Annotated in this window: 26 protein-coding genes and 1 tRNA gene; 14 read left to right on the forward strand and 13 right to left on the reverse strand. The window is 61.6% G+C overall.

All coding sequences use genetic code 11. The features are described from left to right. Positions 1–107 precede the first annotated feature (107 nt). The gene (locus AC1RNA_RS10115) at positions 108–1,247 is read left to right on the forward strand and encodes a transporter substrate-binding domain-containing protein (protein ID WP_492951008.1); all 1,140 of its coding nucleotides are present in this window, start codon (positions 108–110) and stop codon (positions 1,245–1,247) included. Between the two features lie 57 nt (positions 1,248–1,304). Here the strand turns inward: AC1RNA_RS10115 and AC1RNA_RS10120 are convergent, their stop codons facing one another. Continuing rightward, complete coding sequence (locus AC1RNA_RS10120; protein ID WP_492951009.1) at positions 1,305–2,057, reverse strand: SDR family NAD(P)-dependent oxidoreductase; 753 nt, start codon at positions 2,055–2,057, stop codon at positions 1,305–1,307. An 83-nt stretch (positions 2,058–2,140) separates the two neighbouring features. Between AC1RNA_RS10120 and AC1RNA_RS10125 the strand changes: the two genes are divergently transcribed. Continuing rightward, positions 2,141–2,458, forward strand: a complete 318-nt coding sequence (locus tag AC1RNA_RS10125; protein WP_492951010.1) for an ArsR/SmtB family transcription factor — start codon at positions 2,141–2,143, stop codon at positions 2,456–2,458. A gap of 103 nt (positions 2,459–2,561) precedes the next feature. Here the strand turns inward: AC1RNA_RS10125 and AC1RNA_RS10130 are convergent, their stop codons facing one another. Together AC1RNA_RS10130 and AC1RNA_RS10135 are read right to left on the reverse strand one after the other, a co-directional pair. After that, positions 2,562–4,523 (reverse strand): DEAD/DEAH box helicase, encoded by a 1,962-nt coding sequence (locus AC1RNA_RS10130; protein ID WP_492951011.1) that lies wholly within the window; start codon positions 4,521–4,523, stop codon positions 2,562–2,564. A gap of 275 nt (positions 4,524–4,798) precedes the next feature. Further along, positions 4,799–4,927, reverse strand: a complete 129-nt coding sequence (locus AC1RNA_RS10135; RefSeq protein ID WP_283804998.1) for a hypothetical protein — start codon at positions 4,925–4,927, stop codon at positions 4,799–4,801. A gap of 200 nt (positions 4,928–5,127) precedes the next feature. Between AC1RNA_RS10135 and AC1RNA_RS10140 the strand changes: the two genes are divergently transcribed. From AC1RNA_RS10140 to AC1RNA_RS10155, 4 genes are all read left to right on the forward strand, one after another. Further along, entirely contained in the window at positions 5,128–5,400 is a 273-nt protein-coding gene (locus AC1RNA_RS10140) for a hypothetical protein (protein WP_009341143.1), read from the forward strand. Further along, positions 5,390–5,686: a hypothetical protein gene (locus AC1RNA_RS10145; RefSeq protein ID WP_040298700.1), complete on the forward strand. Its 297-nt coding sequence runs from the start codon at positions 5,390–5,392 to the stop codon at positions 5,684–5,686. Before AC1RNA_RS10140 ends, AC1RNA_RS10145 begins: the two co-directional genes overlap by 11 nt. Before the next feature lie 86 nt (positions 5,687–5,772). After that, complete coding sequence (locus AC1RNA_RS10150; RefSeq protein ID WP_492951012.1) at positions 5,773–5,976, forward strand: hypothetical protein; 204 nt, start codon at positions 5,773–5,775, stop codon at positions 5,974–5,976. A 27-nt stretch (positions 5,977–6,003) separates the two neighbouring features. Continuing rightward, the gene (locus tag AC1RNA_RS10155) at positions 6,004–6,732 is read left to right on the forward strand and encodes a sensor histidine kinase (protein ID WP_492951013.1); all 729 of its coding nucleotides are present in this window, start codon (positions 6,004–6,006) and stop codon (positions 6,730–6,732) included. A 158-nt stretch (positions 6,733–6,890) separates the two neighbouring features. On the opposite strand, the gene groL is transcribed toward AC1RNA_RS10155, so the two are convergent. Next, on the reverse strand, positions 6,891–8,531 hold the full coding sequence (gene groL, locus AC1RNA_RS10160; protein ID WP_492951014.1) for a chaperonin GroEL: 1,641 nt from the start codon (positions 8,529–8,531) through the stop codon (positions 6,891–6,893). 33 nt (positions 8,532–8,564) lie between these two features. Further along, complete coding sequence (locus AC1RNA_RS10165) at positions 8,565–8,879, reverse strand: co-chaperone GroES (protein ID WP_009341139.1); 315 nt, start codon at positions 8,877–8,879, stop codon at positions 8,565–8,567. 257 nt (positions 8,880–9,136) lie between these two features. On the opposite strand from AC1RNA_RS10165, the gene AC1RNA_RS10170 reads away from it, so the two are divergent. Together AC1RNA_RS10170 and AC1RNA_RS10175 are read left to right on the forward strand one after the other, a co-directional pair. Next, positions 9,137–9,832 carry a VIT1/CCC1 transporter family protein gene (locus AC1RNA_RS10170; RefSeq protein ID WP_009341138.1) on the forward strand — a complete coding sequence of 232 codons (696 nt, stop codon included), beginning with the start codon at positions 9,137–9,139 and terminating at the stop codon, positions 9,830–9,832. Between the two features lie 243 nt (positions 9,833–10,075). Then, positions 10,076–10,375 carry an usg protein gene (locus AC1RNA_RS10175; RefSeq protein WP_009341137.1) on the forward strand — a complete coding sequence of 100 codons (300 nt, stop codon included), beginning with the start codon at positions 10,076–10,078 and terminating at the stop codon, positions 10,373–10,375. A 10-nt stretch (positions 10,376–10,385) separates the two neighbouring features. On the opposite strand, the gene AC1RNA_RS10180 is transcribed toward AC1RNA_RS10175, so the two are convergent. The 5 genes from AC1RNA_RS10180 to AC1RNA_RS10200 form a co-directional block, all read right to left on the reverse strand. After that, entirely contained in the window at positions 10,386–11,138 is a 753-nt protein-coding gene (locus AC1RNA_RS10180; RefSeq protein WP_492951015.1) for an SDR family oxidoreductase, read from the reverse strand. A gap of 98 nt (positions 11,139–11,236) precedes the next feature. Next, complete coding sequence (locus tag AC1RNA_RS10185; RefSeq protein ID WP_009341135.1) at positions 11,237–11,986, reverse strand: proteasome-type protease; 750 nt, start codon at positions 11,984–11,986, stop codon at positions 11,237–11,239. Positions 11,987–12,108: 122 nt separating this feature from the next. Beyond that, positions 12,109–12,930 (reverse strand): transglutaminase family protein, encoded by an 822-nt coding sequence (locus AC1RNA_RS10190; protein WP_492951016.1) that lies wholly within the window; start codon positions 12,928–12,930, stop codon positions 12,109–12,111. A gap of 8 nt (positions 12,931–12,938) precedes the next feature. Further along, entirely contained in the window at positions 12,939–13,889 is a 951-nt protein-coding gene (locus AC1RNA_RS10195; RefSeq protein ID WP_492951017.1) for an alpha-E domain-containing protein, read from the reverse strand. A gap of 140 nt (positions 13,890–14,029) precedes the next feature. After that, a complete protein-coding gene (locus AC1RNA_RS10200) occupies positions 14,030–15,445 on the reverse strand; it encodes a circularly permuted type 2 ATP-grasp protein (protein ID WP_492951018.1) in 1,416 nt (471 codons plus the stop codon). A gap of 207 nt (positions 15,446–15,652) precedes the next feature. Between AC1RNA_RS10200 and AC1RNA_RS10205 the strand changes: the two genes are divergently transcribed. Both AC1RNA_RS10205 and gpt read left to right on the forward strand, forming a co-directional pair. After that, a complete protein-coding gene (locus tag AC1RNA_RS10205) occupies positions 15,653–16,399 on the forward strand; it encodes a competence/damage-inducible protein A (protein ID WP_492951019.1) in 747 nt (248 codons plus the stop codon). A gap of 31 nt (positions 16,400–16,430) precedes the next feature. Next, positions 16,431–16,934 carry a xanthine phosphoribosyltransferase gene (gene gpt, locus AC1RNA_RS10210; RefSeq protein WP_009341130.1) on the forward strand — a complete coding sequence of 168 codons (504 nt, stop codon included), beginning with the start codon at positions 16,431–16,433 and terminating at the stop codon, positions 16,932–16,934. A 19-nt stretch (positions 16,935–16,953) separates the two neighbouring features. Here the strand turns inward: gpt and AC1RNA_RS10215 are convergent, their stop codons facing one another. Further along, positions 16,954–19,044, reverse strand: a complete 2,091-nt coding sequence (locus tag AC1RNA_RS10215; RefSeq protein WP_492951020.1) for an ArnT family glycosyltransferase — start codon at positions 19,042–19,044, stop codon at positions 16,954–16,956. Positions 19,045–19,388: 344 nt separating this feature from the next. Between AC1RNA_RS10215 and AC1RNA_RS10220 the strand changes: the two genes are divergently transcribed. The 3 genes from AC1RNA_RS10220 (at position 19,389) to AC1RNA_RS10230 (ending at position 20,507) form a co-directional block, all read left to right on the forward strand. After that, positions 19,389–19,475 (forward strand) — tRNA-Leu (locus AC1RNA_RS10220). A 28-nt stretch (positions 19,476–19,503) separates the two neighbouring features. Further along, complete coding sequence (locus tag AC1RNA_RS10225) at positions 19,504–20,085, forward strand: GNAT family N-acetyltransferase (protein ID WP_492951021.1); 582 nt, start codon at positions 19,504–19,506, stop codon at positions 20,083–20,085. Positions 20,086–20,135: 50 nt separating this feature from the next. Continuing rightward, positions 20,136–20,507 carry a hypothetical protein gene (locus tag AC1RNA_RS10230; protein WP_009341127.1) on the forward strand — a complete coding sequence of 124 codons (372 nt, stop codon included), beginning with the start codon at positions 20,136–20,138 and terminating at the stop codon, positions 20,505–20,507. A gap of 12 nt (positions 20,508–20,519) precedes the next feature. On the opposite strand, the gene AC1RNA_RS10235 is transcribed toward AC1RNA_RS10230, so the two are convergent. Continuing rightward, a complete protein-coding gene (locus AC1RNA_RS10235; protein WP_492951022.1) occupies positions 20,520–21,701 on the reverse strand; it encodes an FAD-dependent monooxygenase in 1,182 nt (393 codons plus the stop codon). A gap of 6 nt (positions 21,702–21,707) precedes the next feature. Next, on the reverse strand, positions 21,708–21,953 hold the full coding sequence (locus tag AC1RNA_RS10240) for a zinc-finger domain-containing protein (protein ID WP_009341125.1): 246 nt from the start codon (positions 21,951–21,953) through the stop codon (positions 21,708–21,710). 311 nt (positions 21,954–22,264) lie between these two features. Between AC1RNA_RS10240 and AC1RNA_RS10245 the strand changes: the two genes are divergently transcribed. After that, the gene (locus AC1RNA_RS10245) at positions 22,265–23,398 is read left to right on the forward strand and encodes a hypothetical protein (RefSeq protein ID WP_492951023.1); all 1,134 of its coding nucleotides are present in this window, start codon (positions 22,265–22,267) and stop codon (positions 23,396–23,398) included. Positions 23,399–23,455: the final 57 nt, after the last annotated feature.

The following is a 23,455-nucleotide window of genomic DNA, read 5'->3' on the forward strand; positions in this document are numbered from 1 at the left end:
CGTCGGGCAGGAGAGCGCGCCGCGCGTCATTTTCGCAAGTCAAGCCGCATTGGCAGGCCCGCGCGGTTCCCGTAACATCGCGCAAATCGATCTTGGGGCAGGGCAGCTTGACATTGAACATTGTACGGCGGGGCGGAATTTTCAGCCGCGGGTTTGCCATGGTGCTGTGGCTTGCGCTGCTGCCTGCCGGGCTGGGCGCGTTAACCGCAACGCCTTGCCTGAGCCAGACGCCGCCCTCTGCCACGGGTGGCGAACTCGTCATCGGCACCAAGGTTGCGCCGCCTTTCGCGATGAAGGACGAGAACGGGCACTGGAGCGGCATCAGCATCGAGCTGTGGCAGCATCTCGCCGACCGGCTGAAGTGGAATTACCGTTTTGTCGAGGCCGAGACGGTGCCGGCGCTCCTCGACGGCGTGAAAGCGGGGAAGTTCGATGCCGCCATTTCCGCGATCAGCATCACGGCCGAGCGCGAACAGACGCTGGATTTCACGACATCCTATTTCTACGCGGGCACCGGCGTCGCCGTGCAGGCGGACCGGATCTCGAACTGGATGCCGGTGATCCGCTCGCTCACGTCCTGGAGCTTCGTGCAGGCGGCGCTGACCCTGCTTGGCCTCGCGGTGGGCGCGGGCATCCTGATCTGGCTGTTCGAGCGCAAGGCCAATGACGGCTTTAGCGGCGGCGCGGTGCGCGGCCTCTCATCCGGCGTGTGGTGGTCCACGCATACGATGACGCAGCGCGCGGCGGGCGGCATCGTGCCGATGACATTGCCCGGTCGTATCATCGCAATGATCTGGATGGTGACGTCAGTGATCGCGATTGCGGTGTTCACCGCGGGCATCACCTCGACGCTGACGACGAAGCGGCTGCACGGCATGGTGAACTCCGTGGCCGACCTGTCGTCGATCAAGGTCGGCGTACCCGCGGGTACCTCATCGGAAACCGGGCTGTCGCGGCTGCGCATCGTGCATTCACTGTGGCCCTCGCCGCAGGATGGGCTGAAGGCGCTGCGCGCGGGCAAGATCGACGCATTGGTCTATGACCGTCCGCTGCTGGCCTGGGTGATCCGGCAGCAGGGTCTGTCGTCCGTCGATCTGACGGACCTGATGCTGGAGCCGCAGCGTTACGCGATCGCCCTGCGCGCCAACAGCCCGCTGCGCAAGCGGCTCAACGTGGCGATGCTCGAGGTCGTCGAATCCGACTGGTGGCGCGATACGCTGTTTCGCTACCTCGGCACGACGCGGTAGGGCGCACGAAAAGCCCCGGCAGCACTGCCGGGGCTTTTGTTTGGTTGACGTGCCGGCTTAGCGCGGGCCACCGGTGACGTGGAGTGTTTCGCCGGTGATGTAGGACGCGCCCTCGGAGGCGAAGAAGGCGACGGTGTTGGCGATCTCATCCACCTTGCCGACGCGGCCGAGCGGGGTGATCGACTCGATCCACTGGCGCATGTCGCCCTGATCGTATCCCGCGGCCTTCACGCCTTCGGTGATGATCATGCCGGGGTTGACCGAATTGACGCGGATCTTGCGCGGGGCCAGCTCCTTCGCCAGCACGGCTGTGATCGCATCCACCGAAGCCTTGGTCGCGGTGTAGACCGCCGAGCCCGGAGGCGTCAGCGTCGAGACGCCGGACGAGATGTTGACGATGCTGCCGCCGTTCGGATTGAAATGCGCCGCCGCCTCCTGCGACACCAGCAGAAGGCCGAGCACGTTCAGATCGAACTGCTTGTGGAAGTGTTCGGGCGTGATGCCTTCGAGCGGCGCCATTTCGTAAATGCCGGCATTGTTGACGAGAACATCGATCGGCCCGAGCGCCTTCACGGTCTCCGCGACCACCGCTTTCGCGGCCTTCGGGTCGGAGAGGTTGCCGTGGACGGCGACCGCCTTGCCGCCCTTGGAAGTGATCTTCGCCACCACATCGTCCGCGCCTTTTTTGCTCGACGAATAGTTCACGGCGACGGATGCGCCTTGCTCGGCGAACTTCAGCGCGATTTCGGCGCCGATGCCCTTGGATGCCCCGGTGACCAGCGCCACCTTGCCTTGCAGTGTCTTGCTCATGGAAGTGTCCTCTGCGTTGAATTCCAATAGTTCGGAAATATTGAACTATTGAACCAGTTCAAGAGGGCGCCTATATTTTTTTCATGGCACGGTTCGTTCACCCCTCGAAAGACGACATCACGCTCGAAGGCGTGCTCGCGGCGCTGGCCGATCCGATGCGGCTGCGCATCGTCAAGTCATTGCTGGAGAAGAAGAATTGCAGCCTGTCGTGCTCGGCGGCGGCGCCGTGCCCGGAGATGGCGAAATCGACGCTCTCCAATCACTTCCGCGTGCTGCGCGAGGCCGGGCTGATCCACACCATCAAGCAGGGCGTGGAGCATCAGAACACCGTGCGCGAGGCGGACCTCAACGCGCGGTTTCCGGGGCTATTGAAGGGGATATTGAAGCACGCGGAGGAGTAGGGGCGAGACGACGCGCGCCTTCATCGAAGCGGGCAAGCTACCAACAGGTGAACGGACCGGCATTCTTTAAAGCAAGTCGAAGCTCCTGGGCAGCACGCAAGCATCAGCCGCGATGCTTTTTCGTTGCCTTTTTCCCGAAGGCGCGTTTCGCAGGTGGGGCGCTATCACGCTGCGGTTGTTCGGCATAGCCGGACTTGTCCTTGCGCTGCTTTTTCTTCTTGAAATTTGCTTCCTTGTGAAATCCCGAACCCTTTTCGCTGTGGGATTGGCCGTGGTGCCTCGCGCCTCTCTCATCACGCGCTTTGTCGTTCTGGCGCTCCCGGTGGTCAGTGCCATCGCCGTCGCGCCGTGGCTTATGTGGCCGCTTTTCGGCCGGTGCATGATCCCGAGGGGCATCTCCCATTGGTTCGATGCGGATGTTGTCTTCCTTGTCGGGGCGCCGGATTTTGGCAGCAAACGATTCTGCAGCCCGCTCCGAAATTTCAAACTCGGTGCTGGTTTCGCCAATCAGAATGCGGCCGATGTCCTGCTTGTCGATGCCGCCCCGGCGGCAAATCATCGGCAAAAGCCAGCGCGCTTCCGCGTTCTTTTTGCGCCCGATAGCGGCGCGAAACCACACGCTGCCTTCCGCCATGCCGTGGCGGGCTGAAGGTTTCTTCGTCTTCGACCGTGATCCGGTGCCGCGATCGTCGTCGCGCGATGATCGATCGTCCTTGGTCCGGCCGCGCTCGTCACGGGACCGGCCAGCATTTTGGCCGGGATCGAGAATGTCCTCCGGCGAAGGAAGCCGCGCCCGGTACAACCGCGCCAGTGCGGCGGCAATATCCTCGGGCGACCGCTCGGCGAGCAAGGCGCGCGCGAGGTTCAGATCATCGGCGGTCACTTCCTGTGCGAACAAATCATCCTGCAGCATGCGCTTCTGATCGAGTTCGCGGATTTCATCGGCGGTCGGCGCCATGCTCCAGTCGACATCGATGTTTGCGAGATTGAGCAGAATATCCGCGCGCCGCCTGCGCGCGGGCGGCACTAAAAGGACGCTCACGCCCTTGCGGCCGGCACGCCCGGTGCGGCCGGAACGATGCTGTAAGACTTCGGCGTCGTTCGGAAGGTCCGCATGGATGACAAGATCGAGGTTCGGCAGATCGATGCCGCGTGCGGCGACATCGGTGGCGACGCAGACGCGCGCTCGGCCATCCCGCAACGCCTGAAGCGCCTGTGTGCGCTCGTTCTGTGTCAGTTCTCCGGAGAGGGCGACCACAGAGAAGCCGCGCTCCATGAGAGCGACCTGCAAATGCTTGACTGCATTTCTGGTGTTGCAGAACACCAGAGCGCTTGGCGATTCAAAAAATCGCAAGACGTTGACGGTCGCATGCTCGACATCACTCGCCGCGATCCTGATGGCGCGATAGTCGATATCGGCATGGCCGCCTTCGTCGCCCGCGACCTCGACGCGAAAGGCCTGCTGCTGATACTGCTTCGCCAGCGTGATGATCCCGCGTGGAAAAGTCGCCGAGAACAATAATGTGCGGCGAGTCTCCGGCGTGGTCTCGAGGATGAACTCCATATCCTCGCGAAAGCCGAGATCGAGCATTTCGTCGGCCTCGTCGAGCACGACAGCCTTCAGCTCCGAGATGTCGAGACGGCCGCGACGCAGATGATCGCACAACCGTCCCGGCGTGCCGACCACGATGTGAGCGCCCTCGGCAAGCTCGCGCTGTTCCCGGCGCGGGTCCATGCCTCCGACGCAGGAGACAATGCGCGCGTCCGCATAGTGATAAAGCCACGTCAGTTCGCGATGGACCTGCAGGGCGAGTTCGCGCGTCGGCGCGACGATCAGGGCAAGAGGGGCCTCGGCGCGCGGAAACCGCTCGGCATCGCCCAGAAGATTTTTTGCAATTGCCAGCCCGTAGGCGACTGTCTTGCCCGAGCCGGTTTGCGCGGACACAAGAAGGTCGCGATCGGCCGCGTCATCCGCAAGGACGGCGGTCTGCACGGGAGTGAGCTTGTCGTAGTTGCGCTCCGCCAGGGCCCGGGCGAGCGGCGAACTTATCGTCGGGAATGTCACGTAATGGCCGATCTTGGTTTGGCCGGGGGAACATTGAACAGGGGCCTCATTTATGGGGCCGCGCCGCGTGCTTTTAAGAAATCCGCCCGGCGGATTGAGCGGCGTTGTCTTAGACCAAGTGAGGCCAAAGCGCCATGGTTGTGGTTTTGGACGGAATCGGCCGGATTCCGGGCCGCAATGGTACGGAAACGCGCGAGAGGATGAGCAGGCTTTCCAAGCAAAAAAGGCTCGGCAATCTGCCGAGCCTTCGCCGTCAATTCACTTTGCCGCAGATGTTACTTCTGTTGCGCGGGCGTGGCCTCGCTCTTGTTTTCCTGGTTCTGCTGAGGCATCGCAGGTTTGGCCTGATCCGGCGCGATAGCAGGCTTCGGAGCATCGGCAGCGACGACTGGTGAATTCGACATTGAGCTATCCTTTAAAACACACCTGAAGAAGTCTCCAAGCGTTGACTCAACGTGGCCATCAATTCGCCAGTTACAATGTCGCCGCTGCCTTATTCGCGCGAACTGCCGCGATTTGCCTGAAATAAACCCATGGCTATTCCCCTCGGAAAGGCGCACAGTTAACGTATGCCAGACTATCGCGTTGCTGCAGGGTGCTTCTCATGACCATGAGGACGCGGCGGGAGACGGTCACCTTCAATCATCCGGTGCGTATCAAGGGTATTGAGCGCTTGCTTCCGGCTGGCGCTTATGAGGTCGTGACCGACGAGGAAATGATCGAGGGTCTGTCGTTTCCCTGCTACCGGCGCACCGCGACGATGATCATGGTGCCGGGCGCGCCGCCGCACCAGAGTTCGATGGAAATGCTCTCGATCAGTTCGGTGGCTCTTGCCGATGCACAGCATCGCGACGCGGTGGCCTCAAATGCCCGATGATCCGGTCGAACTCGATTCCCACCGCGGCATGGCCGCGCAAAAAGCCACGGACCTGCGCCGCATTGTTGTCGAGGCCGAAGCCCATGCAGCCAATTTGCGCGAACGGCAATTGCATATCGAGATGGAACTGCTCGATGCACCTGTGGCGTCGTGGTCCGAAGCAGCAGCGAAGGCGCGATACGTTCTGAATCTCTACTACACGTCATTGAGTGCGCAGGACACGCGCCACCGTGATCTAGTGGCTTCTGTTCTCCGGGACTTCGCCCGGCTCGACAGCGAAGGCTGAATTTCATTTCGAGATTCGATTGTTTTCCGCAAACGATTGATTCTGAAACTTCATCCAGACGTCCGGCGGGGACGTGAGGAATTTCAATGCTTGATATGACCACGAAAGAACTGCAGTCACGGTACGTCAAACCGGAGGAAGCGCTGCGGCTTGGCGTCGTGTCGGGGTGGTACACCACCAAGATAAGCGGAACGTTCGTCACCGGCCCCCACGCCACCCAGGCAGAGGCAACTCTCAAGATCGCCGAACTCAATCCGCGCCCGGCACGGGCCGCGATGCGAAAATCGTAAGGGGCATTTTGCCCAACGGGATGCTTCATGAGTGCTGTGGAACATCTTGCGCCGCTGCGTGACCTCGAAAGCGAAAACGACCAGCTTCGGCAACTGCTGATTGAGGCAGGGGTCGAAGCTCACGCTCATGATGTTGCGGCGAGATTGCAAGCCGTGCTGATTGGAGAGCTTCATCATCGCGTCAAGAACATGCTGGCAATTGCGTCGGCCATCGCCTCGCAAAGCCTGCGCGATGCGTCATCCCTCGAGGCAGCCGCGAAGACGATCGCGAGCCGCCTCGCGGCGCTTGGCGTGTCGTACGATCTCCTGATCCGCGAGAGCTGGACGGGGGCAGGGTGCCGCACCCTAATCGAAAACGCGATTCTTGCGTTTCAGACCGACGGCCTCAAGCAGTTTACGATCAGCGGAGACAACATCGTCGTCTCATCCGGCCCGGCAGTGGCGCTGTCGATGGTGGTTCACGAGTTAAGCACCAATGCTGTCAAATATGGCGCGTTGTCGGTGCCGGAAGGACGCGTGTCGATCGCGTGGAAGGTCGATGCCAAAGCGGAGCGTTTCAAGCTCGTATGGCGCGAAAGCGGCGGGCCGGCGGTCGTCGAGCCGAAGGATAGAAGTTTTGGCAGTCGCTTCATCGAGCAGGCCTTGCCGGGCCAGCTTCAGGGCGAGGCGCGTCTGATTTTCGAGCCCACCGGGCTCGTATGCGACGTCAACATTCCGGTCAGTTCGCTGCAAGAGCCTGCGATAGGGCTGGCGTAGAAGCCGCGCCGTCTCCTGAAAAGCAGTGGTTAGGCAATAAAAAGCCCCGGTATCGCTGCCGGGGTTTTGCATTTTGTAAGTGCTGAGCGAGACTGAGCGGGAAAACAAAAAGGGCGCGGTTTGCACCGCGCCCTTTGCGTTTTGGTGGGAGTGGATTCTTAGAAGTCCATGCCGCCCATGCCGCCGCCGGGCATGCCGCCCGCAGCCGGTGCGTTCTTCTTCGGCAGTTCGGCGATCATCGCCTCCGTGGTGATCAGGAGCGAAGCGACGGACGCTGCGTTCTGGATCGCGGCGCGCACGACCTTGGTCGGGTCGATGATGCCCTTGGAGACGAGGTTGCCGTATTCGCCGGTCTGCGAGTCGAAGCCGTACGCATACTGATCCTTCTCGAGCACCTTGCCGACGATGACGCTGCCGTCCTCGCCTGCGTTGATCGCGATCTGGCGGGCCGGAGCCGACAACGCCTTGCGCACGATCTCGACGCCGGTCTTCTGGTCGTCGTTCTGGGTCTTGATGCGCTTGAGCTGCTCGGAGGCGCGGAGCAGGGCGACGCCGCCGCCCGGCAGGATGCCTTCTTCCACCGCAGCGCGGGTCGCATGCATCGCGTCATCAACGCGATCCTTGCGCTCCTTCACTTCGACTTCGGTCGCGCCGCCGACGCGGATCACCGCGACGCCGCCCGCGAGCTTGGCCAGACGCTCCTGTAGCTTCTCGCGGTCGTAGTCCGAGGTGGTCTCCTCGATCTGCGCGCGGATCTGCGCAACGCGGGCCTCGATGTCGGCCTTCTTGCCGGCGCCGTTGACGATGGTGGTGTTCTCCTTGTCGATCATCACCTTCTTGGCGCGGCCGAGCATCTGCAGGGTCACGTTTTCCATCTTGATGCCGAGGTCTTCCGAGATCGCCTGGCCGCCGGTCAGGATCGCGATGTCCTGCAGCATGGCCTTGCGGCGGTCGCCGAAGCCCGGCGCCTTGACGGCGGCAACCTTGAGGCCGCCACGCAGACGGTTGACGACGAGGGTGGCGAGAGCTTCGCCTTCGACATCTTCCGCGACGATGACGAGCGGCTTGCCGGTCTGCACGACAGCTTCGAGCAGCGGCAGCATCTCGTTCAGCGAGGACAGCTTCTTCTCGTTGATGAGGATGTAGGCGTCGTCAAATTCAACGCGCATCTTGTCGGCGTTGGTGACGAAGTAAGGCGAGATGTAGCCGCGGTCGAACTGCATGCCCTCGACGACGTCGAGTTCGGTGTCGAGCGACTTGGCTTCCTCAACGGTGATGACGCCTTCGTTGCCGACCTTGGCCATCGCCTTGGCGAGGAAATCGCCGATTTCCTTGTCGCCGTTGGCCGAGATGGTGCCGACCTGGGCGATCTCCTCGTTCGAGGTGACCTTCTTGGAGTTCTTCTGCAGGTCCGCGACGACGGCTTCGACGGCGAGGTCGATGCCGCGCTTCAGATCCATCGGGTTCATGCCGGCGGCGACGGACTTCGCGCCCTCCTTCACGATCGCCTGGGCGAGCACGGTGGCGGTGGTGGTGCCGTCGCCGGCGAGGTCCGCCGACTTCGAGGCCACTTCGCGCACCATCTGCGCGCCCATGTTCTCGAACTTGTCCTCAAGCTCGATGTCCTTGGCGACGGTGACGCCGTCCTTGGTGATGCGGGGTGCGCCGAACGACTTGTCGAGCACGACGTTGCGGCCCTTCGGGCCGAGCGTCACCTTGACGGCGTTGGCGAGGATGTCGACGCCGCGCAGCATCTTGTCGCGCGCGTCAACGCCGAATTTCACTTCTTTGGCTGACATGGATTGCTTCCTTTAATGAGAGGGGAGACGTGCTCAGGCGGCTTTCTTCTTCGAACCGGCGTCGGTGATGACGCCCATGATGTCGCTTTCCTTCATGATCAGGACGTCCTGACCATCGATTTTCACTTCGGTGCCCGACCATTTGCCGAACAGCACGACATCGCCGACCTTGAGGTCGATCGGGATCAGCTTGCCGGCTTCGTCGCGGCCACCCGGACCGACGGCGACGATCTCGCCCTGCGACGGCTTTTCCTTCGCGTTGTCGGGAATGATGATGCCGCCCTTGGTTTTCTCCTCAGCGTCGATGCGCTTGACCACGACGCGGTCGTGAAGCGGACGGAATTTCATGCAGTCCTCCTAAGATATTGGAATTGCTATCTATCTTTGAATTGGCAGTCAGCCTCATGGAGTGCCATGGCTGACATTGCCGGGAGATAGTCGGCCCCCTTGCTGCGGGCAAGAGGGCCTTAGCAAATTTTCTGGCACTCACAAACGACGGCTGCCAGAAATCGTTAATGGCGAGGGGGCGCCAGGGAACCAAGATACTCTTCCAACTTAGAATGTTTCTAATATAGCTTGGGCGCCTTACATCCGGAGATGCGCCCATGCCTGCCACCCCTCATGTCGAACGTCACTTTCTTGGCTCCGAAAGCGTCCGCGATGTGGTGATCGGCATGGCCGACGGTCTGACGGTGCCGTTCGCGCTGGCTGCCGGTTTGTCGGCGGCGGTGACTTCGACGCAGATCATCGTCACCGCGGGTCTCGCGGAAATTGTGGCCGGCGCCATCGCGATGGGGCTCGGCGGCTATCTCGCCGCCCGGACCGATCAGGAGCACTTCGCCTCGGAAGAGCGCCGCGAGGCCTGGGAAGTCGACAACATGCGCGAGGCGGAGGTCACCGAGGTGCGTGACATCTTCAGTGCCTATGGCCTCACAGGCGCGGCGCTGGACTCGGTGGTTGCGGCGCTGGCCGCGGACAAGAAACGCTGGGTCGACTTCATGATGCGTTTCGAACTCGGCCTCGAGAAGCCCGATCCAAAGCGCGCGCCGATCAGTGCCGCGACGATCGCGGTCTCATATCTTATCGGCGGTCTCGTCCCGCTGGTGCCCTACATGATCACCGGCGACCTTCACACGGCGCTGCTGTACTCGATCTTGTGCACGGGCGTTGCGTTAATCACCTTCGGCAGCATCAAGGGCAAGCTGACCGGGATCAGCGTGGTGAAATCCGGTTTCCAGACCTTGCTGGTCGGCGGCCTCGCGGCGGCGGCCGCGTTCTATCTTGCTCATCTCTTTGGCTGACCGCCTTTGTCAGCACCCGCCCGGTGTTGCTGCTAGCGCCTTGATAATTAACAGTTTATTCAATCTTTAGGCTTGAGATCGGGCAAGTTCATGCGTCAGATTTTCACCTGTGCTCCAGGAGGCGGCACGGGCCCGAAGACAGACGCTGGGGCGGGTTTTCGAAACCGGTCCTTTCGAAACAACGTCCTGCGCGCCCATCGGCGGCCCGCCGCTTCCCGGATGCACTCCGTTATGGAGGTTGGCATGGCGTTGCAGAAGGCGGCATCAGGCGGAGCGGTCAGTTCCGATTTTCTCAAACAGTTGAAAGGCTACGGCCTGACCACGGCGGAAATTCTCTATCGCCGCCCGGATCATCGCTGGCTGCTGCAATCCTATGTCTGGCAGGACTACGACCTGTTTCCCAACTTCCCCGCGCTGAAGGATTTTCTCGCCTTCTGGCAGGCCAAGCTCGAGGGGCCGCTGTTCTCCGTGACGGTCGCGCACTCAAAGCTCATCAAGCCTGCGGAGCTGAAGGCGGTGGATGGCGTGTTCAGGCTGCACTAGGTGGTCAGAGTTACCCGCGGCCCACGAACGGCATCTTGGTCGCCATGACGTTCATGAAGAGCACGTTGGCCTCCAGCGTGCGCGTCGCCATGAACACGAGGGCATCGGCGACGTTCTGCACATCCATGCGCGGCTCGACCATGGTCTGGCCGTTCGGCTGCAGGATGCCATCGGCCATCCGCGTGGTGAGATCGGTCGCGGCATTGCCGATGTCGATCTGCCCGCCCGCGATGTCGTAGGCGCGGCCATCGAGCGCGATCGATTTGGTGAGGCCGGTGATGGCGTGCTTGGTGGCGGTGTAGGCGACGGTGAACGGGCGCGGCGAATAGGCCGAAATCGAACCGTTGTTGATGATGCGCCCGCCGCGCGGGGATTGTTCTTTCATCATGCGGAAGGCGTGCTGCGTGCACAGGAACGGCGCGGTGAGGTTGGTATTCACCACCGCCTGCCATTTATCGAACGGCAGATCCTCCAGTGGCACCGCAGGCGCCCCGACGCCCGCATTGTTGAACAACAGGTCAAGCCGTCCGAATTTGTCTTTCACAGTCGCAAAGAGCGCGGCGATGGAGGCGGGGTCGGTCATGTCGGACGGCACCGCGAGGCAGGTGCCGAGCTTCATCCCTTCGGCGGCGGCCTCATCAAGCTTGTCCTTGCGGCGCGCCGTCAGCACCACCGTGAATCCCGCCTTGATCAGCGCGAGCGCGCAAGCCTTGCCGATACCCGCGCTGGCGCCGGTGACGAGAGCGACTTTAGTGTGCGACATGATTTTCCTTCCCAATATTTTCTAAGATCGTCCCCGCGAAGGCGAAGACCCATTCGTTATTGAAAGTCTGGGCTCCCGCCTTCGCGGGAGCGACGCCGTCAGTTTTTCTTCCGCACGTAAGGCGGGCGTGGAATGCTCTGGTGCGCGGCGCGCAAGGCCTCACTCCATTTCGTCCGCAGATTGGAAAAATAGGGATCGTCATACTCGATCCGCATATTGAGTTCGGCCTCGCAGACATCCGGGCGAAGCACCAGGATGTCGATCGGCGGGCTGACGCCGAGATTGGAGCGCATGGTCGAGTCCATCGAGATCAGGGCGATCTTCAGCGCGTCGTACAACTCGACATCGTAGGTAATGGCGCGGTCCAGCACCGGCTTGCCGTATTTGTGCTCGCCGATCTGGAGATAGGGCGTGTCGGTGGTGCATTCGATGAAATTGCCGGCCGGGTACACCATGAACAGGCGCATCCGTTCGCCCTTGATCTGGCCGCCGAGCAGGAACGAGACATCGAAATTGATGTCCTCGGCCATCAGCGCCGCGCCCTCGGTGCGGCTGACGCTGCGGATGGCGCGGCCAAGGCGCTGCGCCGCCTGGAACAGACTCGGCGCGTTCATCAGGGTTTCGGCCTCGCCAGTGATGGGATTCTCGACTCCTTCCGCGAGCGTCGAGAGAACCGATTGGCTGATCGCGAGGTTTCCGGCGGAGGCGACCGCCATGACGCGCTCGCCGGGATTTTCGAATACATGCAGTTTTCGGAAAGTTGAAATGTTGTCGAGCCCGGCATTGGTGCGGGTATCGGCCATCATCACGAGGCCTTCTTTCACCAGAATTCCGCAACAATAGGTCATTCAGATCTCCGCGCGTGCGGCCCGTTTTTACGCAACGCCGCGAGAGGGAGCAACCATCTGCCGGGCCGTCCGCCGCTTCGTCCCAAGATCAGTGCAGGTCACGTTTGCAGAAATGGAACGATCTAGCTCTGGCTCTGGCGGCTCGCCTGATCGACCCGGATTGCGACGCTGAGCGTCTCTTTGGCGCCGCCATAGCGCGTGCCCCGGATTGGGGCGGCGCCGAGATAATCGAGCCCGAGTGCAACGCGGACATGAGAGTCGGTGGTCGAAATGCCGTTGGCGGGATCGAATCCGACCCAGCCCAGCCCTTCGATATGGGCTTCCGCCCATGCATGTCCGGCCTCCTGCTCGACGACGCCATCCGCGCGCCGGAAGTGGCCGGAAATGTAACGTGCGGGTACGCCGCCGCTGCGGGCGCAGGCAACGAAGATGTGGGCGTAGTCCTGACAGACGCCGCGCTTGAGCGCGAATGCATCGGCTGCCGTCGTGCCGGGATGGGTCGGGTCGGTGTCGAATGTCATCTCGCGATGGAGCCGATGCCGCAGCGCGTGGCAAAAGTCGAGCGAACCGCCGTTTTCCGTGCGAAGATCCCGCGCAAGGGTCGTGAGTGCCTCGTCGCTTTCGGTCAGAGGCGTGGAGCGCAGGAACAGGCCGGGCGGAAAGCGTTCTTCCGTTCCCTTCAGAATGCCGCCGGTGTCTTGGGTGTCGACCGTGCCGCTGACGTCGATGGTGAGTTGCGGCAGCGCGCCATGGGTCAGCACATGGGTGACGTTGCCGAAGGCGTCGCGATGCATGTTGAGGCGCGCATCCGCCGAGGTGTCGATGCGCCAGCTCGCGACATACTGGCCATCGTGATTGCTGGGGGTCAGCCGCATCACCTGAATGAGGCCGGTGACCGGCGGATCAAACGTGTAGGTCGTCGAATGCGAGATGCGCAGGCGCATGTGCTCTTTCAGGCGGATAGCAGATATTGTTTTGAGACGATGTCGCCGAGGCGATTGTTATCGGCGATGAACTCCTGGATGAATTCGTGCAGGCCGCGCTGGAAAATATCGTCCATGTGGCTGTGCTCGAAGCGGTTGAGGATACAGCGCGCATGACGCTGCGCCGGGCCCTGATGGCCGTAGGCGACGCCGAGGCGGTCAAGATTGCGCACGAGGTTACCGTAACAGCTTGCCAGCGATCGCGGCAGCATATGGTTCAGGATGAGCAGGTCGGCGATCAGCCATGGCTTGAGTGCCTCGCGATAGACCCAGTGATAGGCGGTCAACGCGGAGACCGAGCGCAGGATCGAGGTCCATTGATAATAATCGAGCGGGCCGCCGACATGCTCTTCCTCCGGCAGCAGCAGATGGTATTTCACATCGAGTATGCGTGCGGTGTTATCCGCGCGTTCGATGTGCAGGCCGAGGCGGGAGAAGAAATAGGCGTCGTTGCGCAGCATGGTACGATAGGCGGAGCCGTCGAAGCGCAGTGACAGTTCCTGCACGAAGCGCAGGAAGGCGGTGAGCCGTTCGCGCGACGGGATGTCGCCCTGCGATGAATTCTGCAGATCGATCCATGCGGAGTTGACGGTGTCCCACATCTCGATGGTGAGCGCGGTGCGCACCGCGCGCGCGTTCAGGCGGGCATTTTCGATACAGTTGCGGATCGAGGACGGGTTGTGGCGTGAAAACGAGATGAATTCGACGACGTTCTTTTCGGTGGCTTCATCGTAATTCGCATAGAAATCGTCGCGGATGCCGGCGGTGAGCAGCGCCGATTCCCATTCGTTGGTGTTGCCGACATAAGCATCCGGCAGCGCCGTGGCGCGCAGCGTCGCCTCAATGGTGCGGGCGAGATAATCCGCACGTTCGGCATATCGCGCGAGCCAATAGAGATTTTCAGCGGTGCGCGAAAGCATGGGATACCTGCGCGTCATTCCAGGGCGTGAGCGCGAAGCGCGCACGAACCCGGAATCCGGTCGTTACAGTTCGGGATTCCGGGCTCGCGTCCGGCAGGTGCCGTCCGCGCCCCGGAATGATATTGACGGTGGCGACCGGCTCATTCATCGAGCACCCAGGTGTCCTTGGTGCCGCCGCCCTGACTCGAGTTCACCACCAGCGAGCCTTCCTTTAGCGCGACGCGGGTGAGGCCGCCCGGCACGACGGTGACGTCGTCCTTGCCGGTGAGGACGAAGGGCCGCAGATCGACATGGCGCGGCGCGAGGCCGCTGTCGGTGCAGGTTGGACAGGTGGACAGCGCCAACGTCGGCTGCGCGATGAAATTGTCCGGGTCGCGCATCAGCCTGGCGCGAAAATCCTCGATTGCGGATTTCGTGGCGGCAGGACCGATCAGCATGCCGTAACCGCCGGAGCCATGAACCTCCTTGACCACGAGATCATGCAGATTGTCGAGCACATGCCTGAGGTCGTCCCGCTCGCGGCAGCGCCAGGTCGGCACATTCTTCAGGACAGGTTCCTCGTCGAGATAGAATTTCACGATCTGCGGCATGTAGCTGTAGATTGCCTTGTCGTCGGCGATGCCGGTGCCGACCGCGTTCGCCAGCGTGATGTTGCCCGCCATATAGGCCGACATCAGGCCCGGTACGCCGAGCGCGGAATCGGGACGAAAGGTGAGGGGGTCGAGAAAGTCATCGTCGAGCCGCCGGTAGATCACATCGACCCGTTTCGGTCCTTCGGTGGTGCGCATGAAGACTTCATCGTTCTTGACGATGAGATCGCGGTCTTCGACCAGTTCGACGCCGAGCTTGTCGGCGAGGAACGAGTGTTCGTAATAGGCCGAATTGTAGATGCCCGGCGTGAGCAGGGCGATGGTGGGCTCGGTGGAAGCGGTGTCCGGTGCGACCGAGCCCAGTGCGGCGAGCAATTCGTCCGGATAGCGTTCGACCGGCGCAATGCGATGCCGCGAAAACAGATCCGGGAACAGCCGCATCATGATCTCGCGGTTCTCCAGCATGTAGGAGACGCCGGAGGGCGTGCGGGCATTGTCTTCCAGCACGATGAAGTCGTTGTCGTCGGTGCGGCTGACGTCGATGCCCGCGGCATGCACATAGATGTCGTGCGGCACGTCCTGACCGTTCATCTCCGGACGAAATACCGGATTCTGGAAAATCAGGTCGTCGGGAATAACGCCCGCGCGCAGGATGTCGCGCGCGTGATAGATGTCGCTGAGGAACATGTTCAGCGCCTTGACGCGCTGCTTCAATCCTTTTTCCAGATGGCCCCATTCCTTCGCGGACAGCACGCGGGGGATCACGTCGAAGGGGATCAGTCGCTCGGTGGATTCATTGTCGCCGTAAACCGCGAAGGTGATGCCGATCCGGCGAAACAGGAGTTCGGCTTCCTCGCGGCGGTATTGCAGGGCCTCGGGCGGGGTTTCCCCCAGCCATTGCGCAAGCTTGTCATAGGCGGGCCGTATTCCCGTCGGCCCATTCATTTCATCGAACGCAACTGCCATGTGACCGGTATCTCTTTCGCGCTGGCAAAGAGGACTGGATGACGTAAAGTCATGGTAGCAAGCATCGGGCCAGCCGGTTATGCATGGATTATGGGCGTCGGATGCCGCATTGCCCGGGAGGCGGGTGTTGACCTGCTGAACTTTGCGGCAGGATGATGCCGAAAAAGTCAGCCGCGGTTTTGGCGGCTCCGTTGAGGACAATGCAAGATGACCGAGATCGTCACGGCCGGCATTCTGGTAATCGGCGATGAAATTCTCTCCGGACGGACCAAGGACAAGAACATCGGCTTCATCGCCGAATACCTGACCAATCTCGGCATCGACCTGAAAGAGGTCCGCGTGGTCGCCGACGACGAGGACGACATTATTGCGGCGCTGAACGCGCTGCGCCAGCGCTACGATTACGTATTCACCACCGGTGGTATCGGTCCGACGCACGACGACATCACCGCCGACAGTGTGGCGAAGGCGTTCGGCGTCGGCATCGATCATCATCCCGGCGTGGTGGCGCGGTTCAAGGAGCGCTTCGGCGATACTCTGAACGAGGCGCGGCTGCGGATGGCGCGGATTCCCGACAGCGCGGAATTGATCGAAAGTGCGACGATCCTCGCCCCAGGATTCAAGATTGGCAATGTCGTCGTCATGGCCGGCGTCCCCTCGATCATGCAGGCGATGATGGACATCGTTGCGCCGAAGCTGCGCGTCGGCCGGCGCATGCTGTCGGATTCGGTGCGCGCCGACGCCAAGGAGGGTGATATCGGCTCACCGCTGCGTGAGATCGCGAGCGCCCATCCCGACACCAGCATCGGCAGCTATCCCTACATCGACGATAACGGGAAACCGAACACCAACGTCGTGGTGCGCGCGCGCGATCAGGTCAAACTCGATGCGGCGATGGGAGATGTGAAGGCGATGCTGACCACGCTGAATGGTGCGCGGAATCCGGCGCAGTGAGCGGGCGTGAAGAACAGCCCGGAGTCGCACGATGAATGAAGAGAGTGCGCGTAAACCGTTTCCTGTGTCATGGGATCAGTTTCATCGCGACGCCCGCGCGCTGGCGTGGCGGCTCAACGGCGCGGGGCCATTTCAGGCGCTGGTGGCGGTGACGCGCGGCGGCCTTGTGCCGGCGGCAATCGTGGCGCGCGAGATCGGCATGCGGGTGATCGATACGCTGTGCGTGGCGAGCTACGACCACACCACGCAGGGCGAGATGCAGATCTTGAAGGGGCTGTCGGATGCGGTGGTGAAGCTCGGCGGAGAGGGCGGCAAGGGCCTGCTGATCGTCGACGATCTGGTCGACACCGGCAAGACCGCGCGGGTGGTTCGCCGGATCGCGCCGAAGGCGCATATCGCCGCCGTCTATGCCAAGCCGATGGGCAAGCCGCTGGTCGATACCTTCATTACCGAAGTCTCGCAGGACACCTGGATTTTCTTCCCCTGGGACACCGGGCTGTCATTCCAGCCGCCGATCCGCGACGGCGCGGCATAACCGGGAAATTCTCGCGGGTTCAATCAGTAAACGCCTTGACCTCGTTCAACCCGCCACCCTCGCCATGCCATGAAATGATGCGGATCGTCATCCCGTCGGCCTCTTTATGGAAATCGGGAAATGTCACGTAGGTCCATTTCGGGTATCGGTTCACCGTAAGGACGTGGGTTGCCAGGATATCGGCCCCGTTTCGAATCGAGACCATCACATGGTTGGCCGCAGCGTTGTGGAGCGAGCCGTTATTCGTATTGAGGATACCTATCCGCCTGAGCCGGGATGGCTTTACGAAAGCAATATCCAGCTCGCCGCCCTGGTTTTTGGGCAGCAGCCAGAAACTCCGGCATTCTTCGAAGACAGCATTGTCATCTACGGCGGTGGGCGGAAAGCCCGGATGGGATGGGCCGTCTATCCTGTCGAACGGCACGCGGGATTTATAAAACTCCTTCAGTCGTGATTTTATCACGAAGAAAGCCGGGCATGTTTTGTCCGAAGCTGTGCTGATCGATTGAAACTCTGACTGCAATCTTGTCGCGAGTTCTGGAAAAGATTGGACGCCTTCCGACGACGGATCGTTAAATCCGAAATAGTGCGGACCCACGAAATCGATCAGGAAGGTTGCTGACGATTTGTCGAAGTCCCGCAAAAATCGCTCTCTGAAATATGGCCGCAATGGAAGATCATACAACTGGACTTCGTTCGTCATGTCGCGCGTGGCGGGACGGATGTTCGTGTCCAGATAGCACTTTGGATTCCAACCCCAGCACACGATGGAATCGTCCCGATTTGCGGAAAGCCAGGAAAGAATCTCGGGTGAGTGCAACAGGTCCGAGGAGAGATTCTGCGAGCTGCGAATGGTTACATCGCGCAGATATAAATATTGCGCCTTTGTCGCGGTCAACATCGAGATGATCGACACCAGAACAAGGAGCGGCGACAGGCTCCATAGCGGTCGCGACCGCTGTTCAAGGAACGAAAGAACGGAGATCCCGGCGATCATGAGCAGAACGATCGATGGGATCATGAATTGCAAGTAGTGAGGGAAAGCTTTTTCGGGTGTGACGACGGTGATGACCGCTATGGGCACGCTCAAACCGGCGAGGATCGCCAAAAATAGCAACAACCGTGGCGGCGTCCGCGCATTCTTGTATTTTGCGACGAGGAAAACCCCGCAAGCGGCAAGTGTGATGCCGGCGATCAGGTAAGCGCGGTGGAGGGGAGCTACACTCCGCAGGAATTTAACGGCCGAATAGTTCGGATCGACGATCGGCAGCCGATGATACTGTTCGATAAGGGCGCTTTTGATGAAATCATCGAAGTTGCCTGCCAGATAGGCGGGCAGAAGTAAAACCACGGCGGTGGATACTCCGCCGGCAAATACGACGGCCAGTCTTTTGCAGTTGGTTCTTGTGTCGCTGCGTTCGAGCAGGCAGGCGGCGGCAATGGCGAGACAAATGAAGCATGCCCAGACGCCGCCCTGAAGTTTTGCGAAAGGGATCGCGCCGGTCATGATCGCGGCGAAATACAAACTCGCCAGGCGGCGATCTTGCATGAATTGCGCAACGAAATAGAGCGCGCCGCAGATCAGGAAGACAGGAAGATGCTCGCTCGAGAACTGCGTGAAATCCGGATACAGAATAATAACGTAAAAAAGAGCTGCCGGCGCGACCGCGGCGATTGAGGGCGCGGGCGGCAACAGGAGTCTGGCCAAGCGATATAGAAAATATATCGCTCCCACCGAAAGAGCGGTCGCGGTCACGCGGCCGGAAAAAAGTGTGGCGTCGCCGCCGAAAATATAAGGCCAGGTCAGGACCATTGAATTCAGGGGGCCGGAAGTTGTGGGGTCCAGGATTCCCCATGTGGTCCACCCGTAAGTTGTCCGCATTGCGCCGGCGGCGAAAAGCGCCTCGTCCGGGTTGAGAAGAATGGGGGAGACTATGATTCGGAATCGGGCTGCCAGGATCGCGATCGACGTTGCAGTCAGAAAGCAGATGCCGATTTTTCTCTCGTGTCTGGATGCTCCATGAAAGCATGTGAGCGCCAACAGTGACGCGGAGTAGAGAGCGACAATGGCAAAATAAAAATTGTTCAAGGAAAATACCTTGGCCGCCATGCGGGTTCTTCCGATAGGAAATACCAGTCCGCCGTTGATCTGACGAGGCGTTAATAAGCCTCTCTCTTTCCGGTCACGGCCACCAGCCTCGATGGCGGCAGGCGGTATGCGGCCCCGCCACGATTGATATTGCTTGCGATCTTGTGGCCGCTGCCGCGCTCGATAGCCCAGGTCGGATCGATCCCGTCCTTGCCGCTTATGGGGGGTCCGGGCAGATTCGCCGTCCGGAATCAGGCGCCGGAAAGCCGCGCGAGAGTGTCCGGCGCGTGCAAATCGCAAAACACGCTGGATGTTTTGCGCGGAGCCCGTTGATTTTCATGTCTAAGTATTTGAAAAGAAAGCGTGCGGTCGTGGCGGAACTGGTAGACGCAAGGGACTTAAAATCCCTCGATGGCAACGTCGTGCGGGTTCGATTCCCGCCGACCGCACCAATGTCCTTCATTTAAATCCTTGGATCATATGACCGCTCCGACAGCCCCTGATCTCATCGGCTCCCGTGTTCGTCTGCGCGTGATGCACGAAGCCGATGCGGCGGCACTCGTGCGCGCGGCCTCCGACGGCGAGCTGTGGACTCTCAAGGTCACCTTCGTGCCGTCGGAGGAAACGGTCGCCGCCTACATGAAGCCGGCGCTGGATGGCGCGAAGGCGGGCACGGTTATTCCTTATGTGATCGAGACCATCGCCACCGGTGAGCCGATCGGCTCGACGCGGTTCTGGAAGCTCGACCGCGCCAACCGGACGGTGGAGATCGGGCATACCTGGATTTCGGCCTCATACCAGCGCATCAACACCGAAATGAAGCTCTTGATGCTGACCTATGCGTTCGAGACGCTGAACTGCGTCCGGGTGCAGTTCCAGACCGACGAGTTGAACGCGAAATCCCGCGCGGCGATCGCGCGGCTCGGCGCGAAGGAGGAGGGCATCCTGCGTAACGAGCGGATCATGCCGGACGGGCGCGTTCGCAACACCGTGATGTTCTCGATTCTCGATTCCGAATGGCCGGATGTGAAAAGCAAGCTTACCGCGCGGCTGGCGGGGTGAGGCCGCATCGGCTAGGTTGCGCCTGAAAATTCTCCCGGATGACCGAACGCATGTTCCATCGCACTCAATTGTATCTTGCCGCCGCCCTTCTGTTCGGCTCATGCGGCCTCGCGCAGGCGGCGAGCTTCTTCGTCGATCCTTCTCACTACGCGCTCTACAACTGCGACCAGTTGAACACCGCGCACAAACAGGTCGGCGCGCGTGTCGCGGAACTGAAAGGACTGATGGCGAAGGCGGAGACCGGCTTCGCCGGCGCGCTGATGTCGGGCCTTGCGTATCAGAGCGAATATGTGACGGCGCGCGGCGAGCTCGAACAGATCGACGAGAACCGGCAGAAGCTGAATTGCGGTCCGCTCCCGGTCGAGAAGCCGGCGCAGCCAGTTGCGCCCGAGACCAAGCAGAAGCATCGTAAAAAGCATTAAGGCATTGAGCCTTTACGCGCGCCAGCCGTAGAGCCAGTCCTGCCGCGCGAGCAGCCGCGCGCCGCCGAGTAATTGCATGGTGCGGTCGCGCGCGATTCTTGGCGCGCCCTTGAGGTGATAGATCTGTCCGTTGCGGCGTGACGTGCGCTGCACTCGCGCGATGCGCCCGCGCCGCAGGCTTTCATAATTGCGGAATGCGGCGGGCAGGTCGTCAGGTTGCGCTTTGATGCAGCGTGCGAGCACGGCCGCGTCCTCGATCGCCATCGCGGCGCCCTGCGCGGCGAACGGCAGCATCGCATGGGCCGCGTCTCCGAGCATGACGATATGATCTTTCGCGAATGCGCCGCCGGGCACTTCGAACAGCGCCCATTTGCGCCAGTTCGTGACGGCTTCGATCATCGCGCGGGCGCCGCCGTGCCATGCCGCGAAATGCCGGACGATCTCCGTGGGATCGCCGATCTCGTTCCAGCCGGGCCTGCGCCATTGATCGTTGACGATGGCGACGAGATTGACGTGACCCGCCCCCGCCATCGGGTAGGCGACGAGATGCGCGTCGGAGCCCATCCGCAGTTGCACACGGCGCCGATCGAATCCATCCGGCACGCGCGTGGCGTCGATCATGCCCCGCCATGCGATCCGGCCGCTGAATTGCGCGCGAACCTCGGGGAAAACCTGCCGCCGCACGGCGGACCACGCACCATCGGCGCCGATCAGGGCTTGGACATGATCCTGCCGCCGCGACATGCTGCGGCGTTGCGTGACGGTAACGCCGTTTGTGTCGTTCGAGACGTCATCGAACTGCCAGCCGAGTCGCAATTCGATGCCCGGTGTGGCTTCGACCTGCGCCAGAAGCGCGGCCTGCAGGTCGGGACGATGCAAGAGCCAGTAGGGCGCGCCATGACGCGCGCGAATTTTTTCGCCGAGCGGAATGCGGACGGTTTCCCGGCCGCTTCGCGCATTGATGATGCTGATGGCGTCCGGCGCGACCGCGGCCGCGGACAATCGTTGCTCGAGACCGAGATCGATCAGGATGCGGCTGGCGTTCGGCGAAAGCTGAAGACCCGCGCCGGTTTCCGTGAGGTGTGCCTCACGCTCGAACAGGATGATGCGGTAGCCGATGCGGTTGAGCGCCAGCGCAGCCGTCAGGCCTCCGATTCCGGCGCCTGCGATGGCAAGCGTGCGGGCCGGCGCCACGGCAGATCAGACGACCTTGTCTTCCACCACGCACTGGGGCGGCCGCGCCGCACCGGGCGCGAGATCGCCCGCGAAGCGGTACAGCGTCGAGCAGTACGGGCAGATGATCTCGTCGTCATTGCCGAGATCGAGGAAGACATGCGGATGATCGAACGGCGGGTTGGCGCCGATGCACATGAACTCCCGCGAGCCGATTTCGATCACGCTCACCCCTTGGCCATTATGGAAGTGTGGAACGATGTGGTCGGCCATGAGATCTACCTTGGGATTTACCGTGCGGAAGTCGAAAGCGGTTTTGTTCGTAGTTTCGGGTTCATCAGCGAGCGGGCAACCTATTACCCCCGGTGTACGCGGTATGCCAGAGGTTCAACGCGGACAACGACAGAATTCGCAACAGAAAATAACGAACTGATGCGTGGACGCCGGGGTCGACTCCATACGCTATTTGCTGCTGCGGAAAGCCCTTCTTTCGGAGGGCCTTCTTTTGGTGCACGGCTTCCATCAGGTGAAATTTTCGCCGCAAAATCGCCATAGGGTCGGGCACCAGACGCAGGGATTTGTGCATGCAATACCGGAAAACCACTGCGGCAATTGGATGCGTGGCTCTCTGCGCGGCGGCATTCGCGTTGCTGATGCCGCGGGCGCACACGGCTGCCGCCATTCTCATGGCGCAGGACGACCCTGCGCAATTGTCGGATATCCGTGTTGAATCAGCGCTGCACGAGGGAAGCGAGGCTGCGCGGCAATCCGCTATCGCCCGGCAAATCCGGCAGGCGCTTGATGCGGACGACCCGGAACTTGCCGACAGCTTTGTGTCACTGGCCCAGGGCAAGGGCATAGGTGTTGCACCGGACATGCAAGAGCGCGTCAGCACCGCACTTGCGGCGCACAATTCGACACAGGCGGTCGCGGGGCGATTCGTGCACGGACTTGTGACTGGCGAGGGCGATGACGGGGCGAGCCTCTCGGGCACTCTGGCGGGAGATTTGTTCGTGCTCGGCGACGTGCGCGACGTGGTGCGCGAGGGCAAGCGGCTGGCGATGGGCGAGGATGCCGACCGGCTCGTGCTGGGGCTGGCAAGCGTCGGCATCGCGGTGACAGCGGCGACTTATGTTTCGGTTGTGGGTGCGGCACCCCTGCGCGCCGGACTGACGCTGGTGAAGGATGCGCGTAAGGTCGGCCGCCTCGGCGCGGGATTGACGGAGTGGACCGGGCGCGCGGTGCGCAATGCGGTCGATACGCCCGCGCTCACGCAGGCCGTTCAGCACGCCTCGTTCACGCGGCCCGCGCAAAGCGTCGGCGCGCTGAAGGCGGCGTTCAAGGCCGAGAAGGCAGGCGCTCTGGTGCGTCTCGCCAAAGATACCGGCCGCGTCAGCGAGAAGATCGGCACCAGAGGCACGCTCGATGTGCTGCGTATCGCCGATGGCCCGCAGGATGTGGCGCGCGCCGCAAGGCTTGCGGAGTCCAAGGGCAAGGAGACGCGTGCGATCATAAAGCTGATCGGGCGCGGCGCGCTGCTGCTCGCCACCGGCGCATTCAATCTCGCCTGGTGGGTGTTCGCCGCGCTGATCGCGCTGCTCGGTTTTCTCGCTTCCATCAAATCCACCACCGAGCGGCTGACCTTTGCGTGGCTCGCTCGCCGCAAACGCAAAAAAGCCCGCGATGCAATCGCGCTGACGCAGGCCACATCTGCATAAATTGCCGGGCGTCAAGCACTGGCAAAGCCGCCGCGACGCGGTTAGAACGGCGGCCGT

It is taken from the genome of Afipia sp. GW821-FHT14H12 (genome assembly GCF_058803465.1).